General features: G+C 30.4%; 14 protein-coding genes and 1 tRNA gene. 14 read left to right on the plus strand and 1 reads right to left on the minus strand.

Annotated features, from left to right (window positions below; genetic code table 11):
- Positions 1–12: 12 nt before the first annotated feature.
- The 5 genes from plsX to HF295_RS00310 all read left to right on the plus strand — a co-directional run bounded on the left by plsX (position 13) and on the right by HF295_RS00310 (position 4,383).
- A complete protein-coding gene (gene plsX, locus HF295_RS00290; protein WP_312031845.1) occupies positions 13–1,035 on the plus strand; it encodes a phosphate acyltransferase PlsX in 1,023 nt (340 codons plus the stop codon).
- Complete coding sequence (rnc, locus tag HF295_RS00295; RefSeq protein WP_376739669.1) at positions 1,007–1,708, plus strand: ribonuclease III; 702 nt, start codon at positions 1,007–1,009, stop codon at positions 1,706–1,708. The genes plsX and rnc overlap by 29 nt, the downstream gene beginning before the upstream one ends.
- A 1-nt stretch (position 1,709) precedes the next feature.
- A complete protein-coding gene (locus HF295_RS00300) occupies positions 1,710–2,360 on the plus strand; it encodes a DnaD domain-containing protein (protein ID WP_312031847.1) in 651 nt (216 codons plus the stop codon).
- A complete protein-coding gene (nth, locus tag HF295_RS00305) occupies positions 2,357–2,989 on the plus strand; it encodes an endonuclease III (protein WP_312031848.1) in 633 nt (210 codons plus the stop codon). The genes HF295_RS00300 and nth overlap by 4 nt, the downstream gene beginning before the upstream one ends.
- 143 nt (positions 2,990–3,132) lie before the next feature.
- On the plus strand, positions 3,133–4,383 hold the full coding sequence (locus HF295_RS00310) for a helix-turn-helix domain-containing protein (RefSeq protein WP_312031849.1): 1,251 nt from the start codon (positions 3,133–3,135) through the stop codon (positions 4,381–4,383).
- Positions 4,384–4,405: 22 nt separating this feature from the next.
- On the opposite strand, the gene HF295_RS00315 is transcribed toward HF295_RS00310, so the two are convergent.
- Positions 4,406–5,377, minus strand: a complete 972-nt coding sequence (locus HF295_RS00315) for a P-loop NTPase (RefSeq protein WP_312031850.1) — start codon at positions 5,375–5,377, stop codon at positions 4,406–4,408.
- Positions 5,378–5,537: 160 nt separating this feature from the next.
- Here HF295_RS00315 and HF295_RS00320 point away from each other — a divergent pair, with 160 nt between their 5' ends.
- From HF295_RS00320 to HF295_RS00360, 9 genes are all read left to right on the plus strand, one after another.
- The gene (locus tag HF295_RS00320; RefSeq protein ID WP_312031851.1) at positions 5,538–6,008 is read left to right on the plus strand and encodes a YceD family protein; all 471 of its coding nucleotides are present in this window, start codon (positions 5,538–5,540) and stop codon (positions 6,006–6,008) included.
- 12 nt (positions 6,009–6,020) lie between these two features.
- A complete protein-coding gene (rpmF, locus tag HF295_RS00325; RefSeq protein WP_312031852.1) occupies positions 6,021–6,221 on the plus strand; it encodes a 50S ribosomal protein L32 in 201 nt (66 codons plus the stop codon).
- 70 nt (positions 6,222–6,291) lie between these two features.
- Positions 6,292–7,212: a 16S rRNA (cytosine(1402)-N(4))-methyltransferase RsmH gene (gene rsmH / locus HF295_RS00330; protein WP_312031853.1), complete on the plus strand. Its 921-nt coding sequence runs from the start codon at positions 6,292–6,294 to the stop codon at positions 7,210–7,212.
- Positions 7,213–7,267: 55 nt separating this feature from the next.
- Positions 7,268–7,341: transfer RNA gene (locus tag HF295_RS00335), tRNA-Gly, on the plus strand.
- A gap of 258 nt (positions 7,342–7,599) precedes the next feature.
- Positions 7,600–9,336 carry an N-6 DNA methylase gene (locus tag HF295_RS00340; RefSeq protein ID WP_312031854.1) on the plus strand — a complete coding sequence of 579 codons (1,737 nt, stop codon included), beginning with the start codon at positions 7,600–7,602 and terminating at the stop codon, positions 9,334–9,336.
- Between the two features lie 4 nt (positions 9,337–9,340).
- Positions 9,341–9,856 (plus strand): hypothetical protein, encoded by a 516-nt coding sequence (locus HF295_RS00345; protein ID WP_312031855.1) that lies wholly within the window; start codon positions 9,341–9,343, stop codon positions 9,854–9,856.
- 83 nt (positions 9,857–9,939) lie between these two features.
- Positions 9,940–11,688, plus strand: a complete 1,749-nt coding sequence (locus tag HF295_RS00350) for a type I restriction-modification system subunit M (RefSeq protein ID WP_312031856.1) — start codon at positions 9,940–9,942, stop codon at positions 11,686–11,688.
- The gene (locus tag HF295_RS00355; protein WP_312031857.1) at positions 11,681–12,868 is read left to right on the plus strand and encodes a restriction endonuclease subunit S; all 1,188 of its coding nucleotides are present in this window, start codon (positions 11,681–11,683) and stop codon (positions 12,866–12,868) included. Before HF295_RS00350 ends, HF295_RS00355 begins: the two co-directional genes overlap by 8 nt.
- Positions 12,869–15,874 carry a type I restriction endonuclease subunit R gene (locus HF295_RS00360; RefSeq protein WP_312031858.1) on the plus strand — a complete coding sequence of 1,002 codons (3,006 nt, stop codon included), beginning with the start codon at positions 12,869–12,871 and terminating at the stop codon, positions 15,872–15,874.
- Positions 15,875–15,968 lie beyond the last annotated feature (94 nt).

Here is a 15,968-nt window from a genome sequence, read left to right on the forward strand (position 1 = left end):
AGGGGTGTACTTATGATTAAAATAGCTATAGATGCAATGGGTGGAGATTATGCACCTAAAGAACAAGTTCTTGGCGCAATGTTAGCCGTAAAACAAATAAATGATATAGAACTTACTTTATATGGAAATGAGACAGAAATTAAGAAGTATTTAACTGATAACACACGAATAAACATAGAACACTGTGAAAATGTAATTCCAATGGATGAAAAGAATCCAATCGCTGCCATCAGGAAAAACAAAGATGCTTCAATGGTGAGGGCATTACAAAGCGTATCGGATGAGATAAATGAAGCCATAGTATCTAGTGGAGCGACTCAAGCTTTAATAGCTGGAGCCCATATTATCGTTAGAAGAATGGAAGGTTTTAAACGCACTGCTATTGCACCAGTGATTCCTACGGTTGATCATAGAAAAGCAATTCTGCTCGACACTGGGGCTAACTTACAAATAAGACCAGAACATATGCTTCAACAAGCATATTTTGCGACGATATATGCCAATAAAATATTAGATATTAATAATCCCAGAGTAGGACTTATTAATATTGGAACAGAAAAAAGTAAGGGTAGAGATTTAGATAAAGAAGTATATCAATTATTTTCAGAAACTAATTTATTTGAATTTGCAGGGAATATAGAACCGAAAACAATTCTAGAACCTGATTGTGATATTTTAATTAGTGATGGTTTTACTGCTAATATTGTTATGAAAACCATTGAGGGTACTGCTAAATCTATGGGTAAATTACTAAAAGAGAACTTAATGAGTTCATTTTTTGGTAAATTAGCTGGACTTTTAGCAAAAAAGAATTTACGTGAATTTAAAAAACAACTTTCTGCTGAAGAAATCGGTGGAGCCGTAATTTATGGCCTTAAAAAGCCTGTAATTAAGGCGCAAGGGGCTTCTAAAGCCTATGGTTTTTATAATGCAATTAGGCAAGCAGCTAACATCGTTAGAAAAGAAGTTTTCAAAATAGTTGAAGACTATATTAAAGAAGAAAGTGGTGAAACATTTGGACAAGAAACTGAATGACTTACAGAAGCTCTTTGATTTAGACTTCAAGAATAAGAATTTATTAATTAGAGCTTTAACCCATTCATCTTATGCTTATGAAAATAACACTTTAAGTAATGAGAGACTAGAATTTATTGGTGATGCTGTATTAGATTTAGCTGTGGGTAGATATCTATACGATCACATCCCAGAGTCTGAAGGCATTTTAACCAAAAAAAGAGCACAGGAAGTATGTGAAGATGCCCTCGTTGATTATGCTAAATCCTTTGACTTGGGTCAATATTTATTTTTAGGTAAAGGTGAAGAATTATCACAAGGTAGATCAAAGCCCGGTATCTTAGCAGATGCTTTTGAGGCTTTTATTGGTGCAATATATATTGATAGGGGTATTGACGAAACTTATAAAGTGCTAAATAAAATTGTTTTTCCACATGTAAAAAAAGACTTAAACAAAGATGACGATGATTATAAAAGTAAATTACAAGAGTTAGTTCAATCCGATAAAAGAACTTTAAAATATGAAATAGTTTCAGAGAAAGGCCCTGCCCATGATCGAGAATTTATTTCAAGAGTATATCTTGATGATTATATTATCATGGGGGAAGGCAAGGGGAAAACTAAAAAAGAAGCTGAACAAAAAGCGGCTTTTTCAGCTTTAAAAAAGTTGGCTGAAACTGATAAGGAACTTTAAAATGGACTTATTATTTATAAAAAAGTTGATTGAAGATCACTTATTAGATTTCGATCGCTTACTAAAAAAAACATATCGTCAAATAGGGCTTAAAGAAATCGAAGCCTTTTTCTTGATGGAACTAAACTCATTAAAACATAAAGGAATTCATTCAATTAATCCTCTTGTTTTGACTGAACATTTATCCTTATCTGTAGAGGAAACAACAGATTTGTTAAACTCTATGATGCAAAGAGATTATCTTTCTTTTGAAATTATTGAAAATAAACAAGGTTTAACCACGGAAAGTTTTTCTTTAGATCAAACCTTAATAAAAATTATTGATTACTACAAACATCATATTGAAGCTGAAATTGTTAAAGCAAAGAATCCTTCAGACACAGATGAAAATGAGATTGCAGAAATATTAGAAACTCAATTACAAAGACAATTAAAGCCAATTGAAGTAGAGATAATCATTAAGTGGATTAAAGATTATCGGTATGACAAATTTCAAATAAAAGATGCCATTATTGAAGCAGTAAAATCAGGGAAAACATCGATTAGTTATATTGATGGAATTTTACTAAAAAAGTCAAAAGTAAAGGATGAAAAATCTATTAAAACTCAACGAAAAAAATCAAAAGTTTTGAAGGATTTTCTAGAATCATGACAAAAAAAGACAAAGCGAATTTTATCTTAGACCAAATTAGTAAAATGTACCCTAATGCTAGTATCGAATTAAATTATCGGAAAAATTATGAATTATTAATAGCCATTATGTTGAGTGCTCAAACCACGGATGTAGCTGTTAATAAGATTACCAAGAAATTATTTTTAGATTTCAAAAGTTTAGAAGATTATGCCAAAGCAGATATTAAAGTCTTAGAGTCTTATATTAAAACAATAGGTTTATATAGAAACAAAGCAAAAAATTTAAAGAAACTAGCTCAAATGATTATAGATGAATTTCAGGGTGTCATACCTCAAGACCAAAAACTTCTTGAAAAACTACCTGGTGTCGGAAGAAAAACTGCTAACGTATATTTGGCAGAATATTATAAAATACCTCGCATTGCTGTGGACACTCATGTATCAAGAGTTTCGATTCGACTTGGGCTAGCAAAAGTGGGAGATTCTCCCTTACAAGTTGAAAATAAACTTATGAAAATATACGATCGAGATCAATGGATTAGATTGCATCATCAATTTATTCACTTTGGAAGATATTTTTGTAAAGCGAGAAATCCTCAATGTAAGACATGTCCATTGCTAAAAGTTTGTAAAATGCCGATGATTTAATCAACGGCTTTTTTTGTCTATTTAAAGGGCTTTTCTCTGAATCAGTTTAAAAATAAACAAATATACTCAAAATTTTCCTCTTGAAATTTTCTCAATATGTTTTATAATTTATAAGACTGAAAAAATTTACTAAGGAGGAATTTATGATTAATGCAGTACTGTCTTTTGCTTCAAGACGAAAATATGAAGTTTACGAACACTATCATTTGTTTTATGGGCAGGTGATAAAAAAAAGAAGGTTGGAGTTAAACTTAACTCAGGAATATGTTGCAAACGCTATATGTTCCAACACTTACATTTCAAAAACAGAAAACAATCAAATTGTTATGGGTGAAGATCAGTTGTTTCAAATTATGGAGAGATTAGACATTCCAAAGAATCAATATGCAAGACCCGAGGAATTAGTATATTATTTAGAAAGGATAATAGTCTTATATTATTACAAAGATTTAGATGGTTACAAAAAAATATTTGATAAAGTAGCTGATATTGATTTTCAAGCAGTTATAGAAGTTGTAAGATTAGGTTATTTAATATTAAGTAAAGAATATTCAAAAGCCTATCAATTATATAATGAACTATTAGATTATCTAAATTCATTGGACGATCTAGGTTTTGAAATCTTCTTAATTTTCTCAGCTGATTTATTACAGAGATTAAAGCAGTTAAAATTATCTAGGTTCATCATTGAATCTATCATAGTAGTTCATTCTGATTATCCAGAGGTTTCTATTATGATTGAATATATTAAATTTGTTATTTATGGTAGACTACATTTGTTTGATAAGGCATGGGATATACTACCAAACCTTACAAAGAACTTGATGAATACTACGAATATAACAAGATTAAATGAATTGACTTTATATAAATTATTATTTTTAGAGTATAAACGACAATCATTGGATATATATAATTTAGAACAATTCATCAAGGATCTTGATCAAGACCTTGTTACTGAGTTTTTACTAGTTAGAGCTATTGGAAATAAAGAATATGGCAAATACAAGGATATGATTGATAAAGAAGCCTATGATGCAATTGCTTTCTTAACATATTTGCAAGCTAAGCAAGCTATTAAAGAAAAGAATCAAGAATTATATACACAATGTAAGGAATATTTATCAAGCAATCATTATCGTTCTGCATTGCAGTTTGATTATGTTAATTTACTAACATTCGAAAAGAATAATGACTTAATGTTTTTAAAAGACTATTTGGTTAACTCATGTTTAAAGTTTTTCAAGAAAAACGAAAATATATTTTATTATCAATTGATATGTAATGAAATTGTCGATATTTTATCATTGAAAAACAGATATAAAGATGCCTTGACATATCTTCAAAAATCCGAACAATATTTAACTAAATTACAAAAAAAAGATAACGGCTAACTTATGTTAGCCGTTATGGTTTTTAATAGAGTTTCATTATCTTACGAGCAAGGTTTAAGTAGATCATTCCTGCAACATCTGATTCTTTATATATAGGTTTATCTGAGGGTACTATTGGAAGTTTTTCTAATAATTCAACCATAAGTTCATCAGCAACTTTTTGGCCCCCACCTTTTCCAAATATGAAGTGGTCTTCACCATTGACTTCATAATAAGACATATTTTCAACGACGCCTAAAAGATCTTGTGATAAATCTTTAGCTGCGTAACCAGCTTTTATCGCTATGTGTGCTGCACTCTCTTGAGGAGTGGTGACCAAGACCATTTTTGCATCTTCTGAGAAGTTTTTAATATCCATCATCACATCACCAGTACCTGGTGGTAAATCTACTAGAAAATAATCTATTTCTTCATTCCATAAGGTATCTTCAAAAAATATTTTTAAAATTTTTCCGAGCATTGGACCTCGTAACATAAGGGCTCTATTTTTTTCGACTAGGTACTCTGTTGAAACCATTTGGATTCCGTCTACTTCGAAAGGAAATACTTTATTATCAGCATCTGCCAATAATTGGTGACCGACTCCGCCAAGTATTTTAGGCATATTAGCACCATAGATATCTGCATCTATAATAGCTACTTTTTTCCCCATTCTCATTAAAGCATAGGCTAAGTTGGCAGTGACTGTTGATTTTCCAACACCACCTTTTCCTGAAGCGATTAATAAGGTTTTAGCGTTTTTATTTCTAGTTTTTCTTTTTTGAAATTCAATTTTTACGCCAGCAAATCCTAAATCTAATTTTACTATTTTTGCTATATCCCTTTGAATTTGCTTGGTATATTCAGTGGCTTTATCAGCCACTTCAACAATGAGTATGACAGTGTTATTATCATCTATGCCAACATGCTTGATGGCATCAACTTCACCAAGAGATTCATTTGAACTTGGGTCCATAACATTTAATAATTTTTTCTTAATTTCTTCAACTTTCATTGACGACCTCTTTCTAAAAGTATTTTCACCAATATTATAACGCATATATCAATTCTTTCAAACTATTATGATTATTATTTTGACCTGATTCGAATGATGTTTTTCTTGACAATTACAAACAAAAAAAGTATAATTGTAATGCTGTGATGAGGTGATTAAATTGAAATGGACAATTCATGAGCTCAAGAAAAAAGTTTACAGCGATAATGAGATTGATCAAGTCATTGATTTGAAAGCTTTCTTATCAGATGATTTTGTTGATTTGATTGATATATCGTCAACATCGATTAAGGGATATTATGAGTATATCAAAGCTGAAGATGTTTATGCTTTCTATTTAAAAGTTCAAACTATATTAACTATGTTATGTTCTATAACTTTAAAGGAAGTCAAAATAAATTTAGATTTTGATACAGACTTATATTTTTCTGAAACAAATGACGATGATGATATTCATCTTATCGAAGGTATTACGATTGATTTAAATCCTTATATTTTTTCGGAAATTATTACTGAAAAACCTATGAGAGTGATTAGTCCTGATGCTGATAAAGAATTTCATGAAGAAAAGGATACAATAGATGAAACAGAGGTTCTTGAAAACAGTCCCTTTGCTAAGTTAAAAAAATAAGGAGGTAATAATATGGCTGTTCCTAAAAGAAAAGTGAGTAAACAAAGAAAAAGAAAAAGAAGAACTCATTTTAAATTACATGCTCCAGCAATGACAGTTTGTCCAAACTGCGGTGAAGTAACACTTTCACATCAAGTATGTAAAGCTTGTGGTTTCTACAAAGATAAAGAAGTAGTATCTCAACCTGTTGAAGAAGAAGTAGAAGCTGAATAAAAGAAAGAGACGTTGATATTTCAACGTTTTTCTTTTACCTAAAATATGATATACTTAATTGGGTGAGATTATGGAAAAACATATACCAGTTTTATTAAAAGAAACTATTGAAAATTTGAATATTAATCCTTCAGGAATCTACGTTGATATGACTCTAGGTGGTGGTGGTCATTCTGAAGCCATATTAGAAAGACTTGAGGATGGAGAACTTATAGGTTTTGATCAAGATGAATTTGCTATTCAAAAAGCGACAGCTAGATTGTCAAAATACAAACATTTTTTTGCTATTAATGATAATTTTCTAAATGCAAAAGTAAGACTATTAGATATAGGTATTGACCAGGTTGATGGAATAGTCTTTGATTTAGGTGTATCATCATTTCAGTTTGATACCCCAGAAAGAGGTTTCTCTTATCGTTTTAACCACTTATTAGATATGAGAATGGACCAAAGTCAAAGTCTAACAGCTAGACAAATTATTAATGAATATTCTTTTAATGAGTTGGTAAAGATTTTTTTTGAATATGGAGAAGAGAAATTTTCAAGAATCATTGCGAAAAAGATTATTCTTGAAAGAGAAAAAAAACAAATTGAAACAACATTTGATTTAGTAGAAGTTATTAAATCTGCCTTACCTCAAAAAGTATTAAATAAAAAGGGGCATCCTGCAAAAAAAGTTTTTCAAGCTTTGAGAATTGAAGTTAACAATGAGTTAGGTATTTTAGAAGAATCATTAAAAAATGCTATTGATATATTAAAGCCTGGCGGAAGAATGGCTGTAATAACTTTTCATTCTTTAGAAGATAGAATATGTAAAAATTTATTTAGAAGCTTATCTACTATTGAAATTCCAAAAGGTTTAGCTATCATTCCTGATGAAAAACCTATTATTAATTTGGTCAATAAAAAAGTAATTATTGCTGAAGATGAAGAACTTGAGGATAATAATCGTTCACATAGCGCTAAGTTAAGAATTATTGAAAAAAACTAGTATTAATATATTGACAAAATAGGCGAGAGTATGTTATCATATTTTTACGTCTAACGCAGGTGTAGTTCAATGGTAGAACCTCAGCCTTCCAAGCTGACTATGAGGGTTCGATTCCCTTCACCTGCTCCATATTGAAAGCATAGGTTTGATACAATTTGTATCAGGCCTTTTTATATTGTAATAGAGCCATTCTAAGTTTTGAAGGAAATAGAAGTCACCATCTATAGTGATGATTTTTTAGTTTTATAGGGATTGGGTCAAAAAAAGAGATATTTATAATATCTCAAATATTTTGGTAATTAAAAACCAAAAAGTTGTTGACAAAAAATATTTGGGTGTGATACAATTTTGGTATAGGAAAACCAAAAAAAACGAGGAGTGAGTGTTTTGGAAAATAAAATTAAGCAATTGTTTTGGAATATTAGTAATGTTATAAGAGGGTATCATTCTCAAAGAGAAATGTTTGATGTTTTTGTATCTGTGTTCTTTCTTTATTATATATCCGATAAGTATAATGCGGATATAAGAAATGTAAAGATTAATAGAGACCATCTGAAGACCAAAAATATTACAAAAGAAGAACTTGAAGTGCTAGATTATTTTGAATCGTTACCATATTTTAATACCTTTAAAAAGAATGATTTGGATTTGGTGTTGAACGAGTTATCAAAGTTTGATTCAAATAGTTATATTTATATTATTGAGCAACTACTGGATATTGATCATTTTGAAATCGGTGAGGCTACTACTAATCTATATTTAACTAAGCTTTCTCAAAGACTATTTGGTGATATTAGAGGTTCTTTCGTAGATTTATGTTCAGGATATGGTACATTTATTCTCAACACATTTAACAAAAACGATAGAACTACGAAAATTGATTCATATGAGTTAAATGATAGTAACACCTATATTCAGAAAGCTTTGAGTTTGATAATGGGTATAAACAACAATGTACATAGAGCAAATGTTCTTACTGATTTAGGAAATGAAAAATATGATTATGTATTTAGTTCACCTCCTCTAGGGTTAAGAGTCCAAAGACAAATCGTTGAACAAAGCATTCATAGTTCTGATAGTATCATCAGTAGCTACTTGAGAGCAAACTCCACAGAATGGTTATTCGTCAATAAAGTACTTAGCAGTTTGAAAGATACTGGTAGAGCAGTAGTAATAGTATCAAATGGTACACTTTTCAAGACTGTAGATGAAGATATAAGAAAAACAATCATAGAAAACAATATGCTTGAAGGTGTTATTAATTTATCAAGTGGATTACTTGGAAGACATACAGGTATTGAAGGTAGTTTATTGATTTTTGGAAACAATACGAATAGTTTCATAAAAATGGTTGATGCGTCAGAAATATATTCTAAAGAACGTCACAATAAATACTTGAGCGATTTTGATATTGATAAAATCATGAGTTTATATGAGTCAGAAAAATCACATATTTCATTAGATTCATTAAGAGAAAATGATTATGTTCTGTTAAAGAAAAGGTATGAATTTGTTGGGGAACTAGATGATTTTATTACTGTTGGAGATATTATAGAAGATACTTTCAGAGGTATCCAAATTTCTTCAAGGGATTATGAGAAAAAAATAGTAAAAAAAGGTACTGAAGGAAGTATCCAATTGTTATCTCTAGGAAATATCTCAGAACACTTTATTGATTCTGACCTAGACACAATCAATCCAGAAGGTATAAGATATCAAAGATATATTCTAGAAGATGGAGATTTTATAATCTCTGCAAAAGGATCCAAAATCAAAACGTCAGTGTATGATAAATCCATTTTAAAAGGAGTAACAGTTCCACTTGGAAATGTGATGGTGCTTAGAATTGACAAAGAGAAATACAATCCACATTTTCTGAAAGTATTTCTTAATACACCATTAGGACTTAAATTGTTAGAGAATGCTCAAACAGGATCAACAATAGTTAATCTTAATAAAAAGAATCTTCTTGAGCTTAAAATACCAAACATTAAACTAGAAGAACAGAACAGAATTGCAGTAGATTATTTAGTAGCAGTAGATAGTTATTCATATGCTTTAAAAGAAGTAGAAAAGAAACAACTAGAATTAGATAGTTTCTTTAAGAACCAAAGTTGGGAGTGATGAGATGCTATTAAGTCAGGATGAGTTGGACCATGTTAATGAATCGATTAATAATCTTAGATCAAGAATTTTCATTGCTAATCGAACAGAAGATAAAAGTACATTAGATAGCTTGTTAAGTATACTTGGTATTTCGTTTGATGAAAAGGAAGTTAGAGACGAATGGAGAATATTCTTATGTGCAGGTACGGATATCTCTAAGGATATAATCAGAAAAGTTCTTAGTGATTATAAACTTGAAGATAGAGTAGAACTAGAATTAGATTATAAGAAGATTACGAGTATTAACTTTGATAAATTTAGAGACTCTCAAACATACAAATACATAGTCTTTGGACAAGGCCCACACAAAGCAAAGGGAATTGGAAAATATGGTAGCATCATTTCTAGGATGCAAAGTGAACCTGAACATTACCCAGAAGTAATTGTAATGACCGATTCACAAGATAAACCACATTTATCAGTAAGTGAATTACATAAAGCAATGCAACAAATATTTAATAAAGAAGATATTGAATAAAACCCAAACATAAGAAGAAACATTAGTTTGATTATGTTATAATAATTTTGAAAAAGACAAAAAATAATAACCAAAAGGGGAAGATGAAATTGAGTAGAAATATAGACGTAAAAGCAAATATGATTTGGAACATCGCAGACACATTAAGGGATGTTTATAAAAGACATCAATATGGAAGTGTAATTTTACCATTTGTTGTTATAAAAAGATTCGATGCAGTATTACAAGATACAAAAGAAAAAGTATATGAAACATATAAACAAGTAAAAGATTTTGATGATCACAAAGTGCTTCTAAAAAGAGCATCAGGTCATGGATTCTATAACTGTTCAAGATATACTTTAGGCTTAATATTATCTGATGCTGATAATATCGAATCTAACTTTAATGATTATGTAAATGGATTTTCTGAAGAAGTCCAAGATATATTAAGTAACTTTGAAATGCACAAGTTAATTGAAAAACTTGCATCTAATAATCTATTATACAATGTATTACAAGAAGTGAATAAAGTCGACCTACATCCTGAAACTGTATCCAATATTGAAATGGGGTATATCTTTGAAGAAACTATTAGAAGATTTAGTGAAGCACAAAATGAAGAAGCTGGAGAACACTACACTCCTCGTGAAGTTATTGAACTAATGGTCAACATCCTTTTTACTGATGAAGACTTATCGAAAACTACTGAAGCAATTACAAAAACAATTTATGATCCAGCATGTGGTACGGGAGGAATGCTTACAGTAGCAGAGAAACATTTAAGAAAGCAAAACTCATCATATAATTTAATTAGTTATGGACAAGAAATCAATTCTGAAACATATGCTATATGTAAAGCTGATATCTTAATTAAGGGAGAAGATGCAGATTTTATTAGACATGGGAATACATTATCCAATGATAGATTTAAAGGGTATAATTTTGATTACATAATTTCGAATCCTCCTTTTGGAAAAGATTGGAAATCTGACCAAAAGAAAGTAAAAGAAGAAGAGAAACTTGGAGCAGCAGGAAGATTCCATATGGGCTTACCTTCAGTAAGTGATGGTCAAATGTTATTCTTACAAACTGCTGTTGCGAAAATGAAAGATAAAAATAAAGGCGGATCTCGAGTGGCTATCATTCATAATGGGTCACCATTATTTACAGGGGATGCAGAAAGTGGACCTTCAAAAATTCGTCAATATATTATTGAAAACGACATGCTCGATACAATTATAGCTTTACCTAACGACATCTTCTACAATACAGGAATCGCAACCTATTTATGGGTTTTATCGAATAAGAAACCAGCACATCGAAAAGGGAAAGTACAACTTATCAATGCAAATGATATGTTTGAAAAAATGAGAAAATCATTAGGTAAGAAAAACAAAGAAATTACTCCAAAACAAATTGAATATATTTCAAAGATTTATGGGGAGTTCAAGCCAGGTGAGTTTGAATATAATGGTAATATAATTGAATCTAAAATATTCGATAATCAAGATTTTGGCTACTTGAAAGTTACTGTGGAAAGACCACTTAAGGATAAAAAAGGTGAACTTATTCTTAAACGTGGTAAAAAACAACCTGACTCAAATCTCAGAGATACAGAAAATATCCCTTTAAAAGAAGATGTAAAAGAGTATATGGAAAGAGAAGTACTGCCATATGCACCTGATGCATGGATTGATAAAAAGAAAACAAAAGTTGGCTATGAAATTCCATTTACTAGATACTTTTATAAATATATTCCACCTAGAAAATCAGATGACATCTTCTCGGAAATTAAAGAACTAGAAGACAAAGAACTTCAATTAATGAAGGAGTTGTTTGGAAATGGCTAGAGCAAGAATAAAACGCGCTTTAAGTGTTGAATCGTCAAATAGAACTGTCAACTCTACAAGCTATATTGATGAAGGGTTCCCTCTTTATGGAGCAAGTGGTTATTTAGGAGATATTAACGAGTATGATCAAATAGATAAATACATTTCGATTGTCAAGGATGGTGCAGGTGTAGGTAGGGTAAATCGCAATCCGGAGAAATCTTCCATTGTAGCAACTATGAATTACCTTTTACCAAAAAGGGGATTTGATTTAAATTTTCTATACTGGGTATTGTCTGTATTTAACTTTGATTTGTATATAAATGGTTCAACAATACCTCATATATATTTCAAAGATTATTCGAATGAATATTTCGATTTTCCAACGAATAAACATCAACAATCAATAGCAAATTTTCTTGATAAAAAAATTGATAAAATCAACGAACTTATTCAAGTTCAAGAAGATGCTATTGTAAAATTTGAGGAATATAAGCAACAAGTTATAAGTGAAACCATAAATTTTGGTTTAGAAAAAGATAACCTAGTTGACTCTAAATATGAATGGATCAAAAAAATACCTGCGCATTGGGAAATTGAAAAAGTTGCTAGAACAACATATTTAAAAGGTCGAATTGGATGGCAAGGACTTAAGAGTACCGAATTTAAAACTGAAGGACCTCACCTTGTTACTGGTACTGATTTTAACAATGGATATGTTGACTGGGATAACTGTGTAAGAGTAACAGAGCAAAGATATGAAGAAGCGAAATTTATTCAAGTTCAGGAAGGAGACCTATTAATAACAAAAGACGGTACAATTGGAAAAGTTGCAATTGCACAAAACGCTCCTGAAAAAGTATCGGTGAATAGTGGAATTTTTGTAACAAGGCCTTTACATAACGAATATATTAATAAGTACTTTTACTACTTGATGTTATCTAATGTTTTTAAAGAATTCTTTCAATTGACTTTAACAGGTAATAGTACTATTTTACATCTTTATCAAGGAGTTTTTTCTCAATTTAGATATCCATTACCACCTAAGGCGGAACAAATAGAGATAGTAAATTACCTAGATAAAAAAACAGAAGAGATAGAACAATTGATTCAAATTAAGAAAGATAAGATTGAAAAATTAAATGAATATAAAAAGTCATTGATTTATGAAGCTGTGACTGGGAAAATCGAGGTGATGTAAATGAATGAGTATAATGAAAAACGATTAGAAGATACTATAGAAGAATATTTAATCAGTGAAAATGGTGGATACACGAAAAGTACAGATTCTGATTTTAATGCAGAGCTGGGATTAGACACTGAGAAATTACTTGCTTTCATAAAAACATCACAAGAATTTGAGTGGGATAAGTTTGCTAACAAATTTAAAAATAATCCTGAAAAGAATTTCCTATTAAAGATGGATGAGGCAATTAAAAAACAAGGGATACTAAAGGTTTTGCGATCAGGATTTAAAACAAGAGGAATCAAGTTTAGAATGGTTTATTTTAAACCTGTTTCTTCATTAAATGATATCGATAGAATCAACTACTCAAAAAACATATGTAATGTTGTTAGACAATTACATTATCAAGTGAAAGGTAATAATTCACTTGATATGGTTCTTATGGTAAATGGGATACCACTTGTAACGATGGAATTAAAGAACCAATTTACAGGACAGAATGTAGAAAATGCAAAACATCAATACAGGTATGATAGAGATCCTAATGAGGCAATTTTTAAATATAAATACCGTTCATTAGTTCATTTTGCTGTTGATGTTAAAGAAGTATATATGACGACTAGACTTCAAAAAGAAAATACATTCTTCCTACCTTTTAATCAAGGAACTAATGGTTCTGGTAATGTTGGTGGTAAAGGAAATCCTGTAAATATCAATGGATTTGACACAGCTTATTTATGGGAAAAAGTATTGCAAAAAGATAGTTTGCTAAACATTATCCATAAGTATATGCATGTCGAGGAAGTTGAGAAAACCGATAGAAAAGGAAACCAAATTAAGAAAGATATTGTTATTTTCCCTAGATATCATCAACTAGATGTAGTAACAAAACTGATTGATGATGTGAAACAAAAAGGTTCAGGAGATAACTATCTAATCCAGCATAGTGCTGGTAGTGGTAAATCCAATTCTATTGCTTGGTTGGCTTATCGATTGGCAGGATTGCATAACGATAATAATGAGCCAATCTTTAACTCAATCATAGTTGTCACAGATAGAAGAGTTTTAGATTCTCAATTGCAAGATACTATTTATCAATTTGATCATATGGATGGTTTAGTTGAAAAGATTGATGAAAAGAAAACGTCTCAACATTTAAAAGAAGCGATAAATGATAATAAAAAAATCATTATATCTACTATCCAAAAATTCCCTGTAGTATATAAAGAGATTAATGGAAGCAATAAAACATTTGCAGTCATCGTAGATGAAGCACATTCATCTCAAACTGGCGAAGATGCTAGAAAATTAAAGGAAGCTCTAGCTGATAAAGAAGCGCTACTAGAAGAATATGCTAGACTAGAAGGATTGGATGAAGAACAAAGAGACTTAGAAGAAGATAAAGTGGTTCAAGAGTTGATTTCACATGGAAAACATACGAACCTATCCTTCTTTGCATTTACAGCTACACCAAAAGTAAAAACACTTCAATTATTTGGACATAGATTAAATGATGGCACATATAGACCTTTCCATATTTATTCAATGAGACAAGCAATTGAAGAAGGATTTATATTAGACGTGCTGCAAAACTATATGACTTATAATACGTACTATCAAATCGCCAAGAAAATAGAAGATGATCCAACATTAGATGCATCACGTGCAGCTTCAGCAGTTGCAAAATTCCAATCATTACACCCTCATAACATTTCTCAAAAAGTTAAAATAATTGTAGAACATTTTGATACAATAACTAGACACAAAATTAATGGTAAAGCCAAAGCTATGATTGTTACTGCAAGTAGATTACATGCAGTTAGATATTATCAAGCTTTAGTGAAATATATTAAAGAAAATGACTATAAACACTTAGATGTTCTAGTGGCATTTAGTGGAACAGTCAACGATGATGGAATAGAGCATACTGAAGTTAGTTTAAATAAACTCAATCAATATGGTTATCATATTAAAGAGAGTCAACTGCCAGAGTACTTTGAAAGTGAAGACTTTAATATGCTTGTTGTTGCCGAAAAATATCAAACTGGATTTGATCAGCCATTACTACACACAATGTACGTAGATAAAAAACTAAGTGGTGTAAAAGCTGTTCAAACACTTAGTAGATTAAATAGAACAACAAAAGGTAAAGAGGATACTTTTGTACTAGACTTCGTAAATGATGCAGAAGATATTCAAAAATCATTCCAGCCATACTATGAAGCAACCATTTTAGAAAACGGTACTGATCCAGATATCTTATATAATTTAAAATCAGACCTTGATGACTATAAGATGTATTTGTCTCATGAAGTACATGAATTTGCAAAAGTGTATTATTCTACTTCGGATGAACTTAAAAATATGGGTCGATTAACTAATCATTTACAACCGGCAATTGAAAGATACAATGAAAGAGAACCTGAAGAACAAAATCAGTTCAAAGCAGACTTACAATCTTTCAATCGTTTATATGCCTTCATAATTCAAGTTGATAGAATGTTTGATAAGGAGCTTCAAGAATTTTATGTGTACGCTAGAATGTTACAAAAAATCTTACCAAAAGGAGATATTGGTAAGATAGAATTAGATGATAAACTAGTTTTAGAATACTATAAAATTGAAAAGAGCTTTACTGGTTCTATTGAATTAGAAAAAACAGAAGGTATGGTTTCTGCAATTAAAGGTGGTAGTGGAGGTAAAGAACAGAAGAAAGATCCATTGTCAGTTATCATCGAGAAATTTAATGAACGATTTGGTACAGAATGGTCTGAAGCAGATAAAGTATTAATGCAGCTTGAGTCTAGGTTGCTAAAAAGTGATCAATTACTTGGGTTAGGTAAATCACCTGATAGAAAAACGTTTGATGATATTTATGAACGTGAAGCAGAAAATGTTATTGCTGATCAATACTTTGAGAATGCTGAAATATTTAGTTATTTAATGCGAAACCCAGATGCGAAGCAATACTTGATAGCAGAAATGAAAGAAAAAGTATATCACGCTATTACTAAAAGATAGACTATCTCATTATCAAGTTTTAGCACTACAATTTAATGAACAAATAGAATTAGAAAATAGCGATCCAGCTTTTAATTTAGTTGAATCGCTTTTT

The organism is Hujiaoplasma nucleasis (genome assembly GCF_013745115.1).
Lineage (GTDB): Bacteria > Bacillota_I > Bacilli_A > Izemoplasmatales > Hujiaoplasmataceae > Hujiaoplasma > Hujiaoplasma nucleasis.

Bases quoted from the DNA above. Each gene is read 5' to 3' on its own strand.
- HF295_RS00310 (WP_312031849.1), top strand. From the start codon at position 3,133: ATGATTAATGCAGTACTGTCTTTTGCTTCAAGACGAAAATATGAAGTT.
- rpmF (WP_312031852.1), top strand. From the start codon at position 6,021: ATGGCTGTTCCTAAAAGAAAAGTGAGTAAACAAAGAAAAAGAAAAAGA.
- nth (WP_312031848.1), top strand. From the start codon at position 2,357: ATGACAAAAAAAGACAAAGCGAATTTTATCTTAGACCAAATTAGTAAA.
- HF295_RS00345 (WP_312031855.1), top strand. From the start codon at position 9,341: ATGCTATTAAGTCAGGATGAGTTGGACCATGTTAATGAATCGATTAAT.
- rsmH (WP_312031853.1), top strand. From the start codon at position 6,292: ATGGAAAAACATATACCAGTTTTATTAAAAGAAACTATTGAAAATTTG.
- HF295_RS00350 (WP_312031856.1), top strand. From the start codon at position 9,940: ATGAAATTGAGTAGAAATATAGACGTAAAAGCAAATATGATTTGGAAC.
- plsX (WP_312031845.1), top strand. From the start codon at position 13: ATGATTAAAATAGCTATAGATGCAATGGGTGGAGATTATGCACCTAAA.
- HF295_RS00315 (WP_312031850.1), bottom strand. From the start codon at position 5,377: ATGAAAGTTGAAGAAATTAAGAAAAAATTATTAAATGTTATGGACCCA.
- HF295_RS00300 (WP_312031847.1), top strand. From the start codon at position 1,710: ATGGACTTATTATTTATAAAAAAGTTGATTGAAGATCACTTATTAGAT.
- HF295_RS00355 (WP_312031857.1), top strand. From the start codon at position 11,681: ATGGCTAGAGCAAGAATAAAACGCGCTTTAAGTGTTGAATCGTCAAAT.
- HF295_RS00360 (WP_312031858.1), top strand. From the start codon at position 12,869: ATGAATGAGTATAATGAAAAACGATTAGAAGATACTATAGAAGAATAT.